The 1,972-nt window shown below is 64.1% G+C and carries 3 protein-coding genes; all 3 read right to left on the reverse strand.

Annotation, left to right across the window (positions count from 1 at the left end):
• Positions 1–88: 88 nt before the first annotated feature.
• From AC1DT3_RS19290 to AC1DT3_RS19300, 3 genes are read right to left on the reverse strand one after another with little or no spacing between them, the layout of a single operon-like run.
• Positions 89–949, reverse strand: a complete 861-nt coding sequence (locus AC1DT3_RS19290; RefSeq protein ID WP_477466829.1) for a carbon-nitrogen hydrolase family protein — start codon at positions 947–949, stop codon at positions 89–91.
• A gap of 12 nt (positions 950–961) precedes the next feature.
• Complete coding sequence (grxC, locus tag AC1DT3_RS19295) at positions 962–1,219, reverse strand: glutaredoxin 3 (protein WP_477466830.1); 258 nt, start codon at positions 1,217–1,219, stop codon at positions 962–964.
• A 40-nt stretch (positions 1,220–1,259) separates the two neighbouring features.
• Positions 1,260–1,964, reverse strand: a complete 705-nt coding sequence (locus tag AC1DT3_RS19300; protein WP_477466831.1) for a ComF family protein — start codon at positions 1,962–1,964, stop codon at positions 1,260–1,262.
• Positions 1,965–1,972 lie beyond the last annotated feature (8 nt).

Consider the following 1,972-nt stretch of genomic DNA (forward strand, 5'->3'; position numbering starts at 1 on the left):
TCGTGGGCCTGGTCGCAGGCCAGGGCATATTTGATCATGGCTTCGAGATAAGGATTTAATAGCGCCAGGCCAAGGGCTTATCGTCCAATCAGGCCGTTTTCGCCCGCACCTGTTGCGGAAGCGACGCGATGTCGATCTCGAACGGACGCCCGTTCTTAAGGGTGGGAATGCGATTTCGCGCATCCGTCACGAGGTTCGGATCGATTTTTGCCAGGATCACGCCCGGTTCCGATCCGGCTTCGGCGAGCACGCGGCCCCACGGATCGACGATGATGGAATGCCCGAAGCTCTCCCGACCGTCCTCGTGCATTCCGCCCTGCGCGGCCGAGATCATGAAGGATCCCGTCTCGATGGCGCGGGCTCTTTGCAAAATATTCCAATGCGCCTCGCCGGTCTGTTTCGTGAAACAGGCCGGCGCCGACAGGAACGATGCGCCGTTCTCCGCAAGCGCACGATAGAGTGCCGCGAAGCGCACGTCGTAGCAGATCGTCATGCCGAGAAGCCCCCACGGCGTCTCGGCCAGAACGGCGCGGTTGCCGCCGGTATAGGTCGCCGATTCGCGCCAGCTCTCGCCGTTGGGAAGATCGACGTCGAACAAATGGACCTTGTCGTATGTGGCGACAATATCTCCGTCCGAACCGATGAGGAATCCGCGATTGGCGATCTTGTCGCCGGCCTTCACCGCGATCGAGCCCAAATGGATGATCGTGCCGCGTTCCCGCGCAACCTCCCGGAGCGCTGCGAGAGTCGCATCCTCTTCCTGGGGACGAACCTTGGCGAGCATGTCTGCTTTCGAGCGCTCCACCAGCGACGTCATTTCGGGCGTCTGGACGAAATCCGCCCCCTTATCCACGGCCTCGCGCACCAGCGCGACCGCCGCATCCCGATTGGCGAGCGGATCACGTCCGGAGCGCATCTGGACGCAGGCGGCGGTGAAGGTCTGGGTCATCTGATCGGTTCCTCAAGCCGCCAGAGCGGCGTCGAGTTCGCCCCTGGCGTCGAGCGCATGGAGGTCGTCGGAGCCGCCGACGTGACGGGAATCGATGAAGATCTGCGGCACGGTCGTGCGACCACCTGCCTTCTGGATCATCTCGGCCCGGGCAGCCGGCGTCTTTTCGATGTCGATTTCAGTGAAAGCGGCGCCTTTCGCAGTCAGCAGCGCCTTCGCCGACGAGCAATAGGGGCACCAGCTCTTCGTATAGATCGTAATGGCGGGCATCAGTAACTCTTCTCATTGCGTCCGGAGGATATAGGGATCCTCATACCGCCGCGACAACTCTCGCGAAGGCGAGAATATCGACCTGCCGCGCGCCGGCGCGCAAGAGGGCGCGGGATGCCGCATTGGCGGTCGATCCTGTGGTCAGCACATCGTCGATGAGGAGAATGTGCCTGTCGCGGAGCAAATGGCGCGCCGCCTCGGGCACCCGAAAGGCGCCCTGGAGGTTGAGCTGGCGCTGCGCTTTCGTCAGCCCGACCTGCTGTCGCGTACGCTTGACCCTGGCGAGAAGCCCGGGATCGCACCGAACGCCGCTCTGGTGCGCGATCACCTGGCCGAGCGCCATGGCCTGGTTGAACCGCCGCCGCCACAGACGCCAGCGATGGAGCGGCACCGGAACGATGAAATCCGCATCCGCGAGGAGTTCCCGCCCCGCCCGCGTCATCATTCCTCCGAGGGCCCGCGCCAGCTCGGGCCGGTCGGCATATTTGAGCCTGTGCACGAGGAGGCTCGCAACCGCGTCATAATGGGCGACAGCCCTGGCGCGCTCGAAAACCGGCGGATCGGCGATCGCCGCGGGAGACAGGAGCGGCGTTCCGAGATCGACCCCGAAAGGCGTCCCGAGACGCTCGCAAAAGGGTCTTTCGATAAAGCGAACCTGCGACCAGCAGGCCGCGCACAAGGTATGCGCCTCGCTCGTCGCGGCTTGGCAGGCGATACAGCTCGGCGGATAGACGAGGCCGAGCAGCGCCGATC

It is taken from the genome of Microvirga sp. P4_G7 (genome assembly GCF_056401005.1).

What these genes read in the sequence shown, in the direction of transcription:
- AC1DT3_RS19290 (WP_477466829.1), bottom strand. Translation starts at nt 949, where the DNA reads ATGACCCAGACCTTCACCGCCGCCTGCGTCCAGATGCGCTCCGGACGT.
- grxC (WP_477466830.1), bottom strand. Translation starts at nt 1,219, where the DNA reads ATGCCCGCCATTACGATCTATACGAAGAGCTGGTGCCCCTATTGCTCG.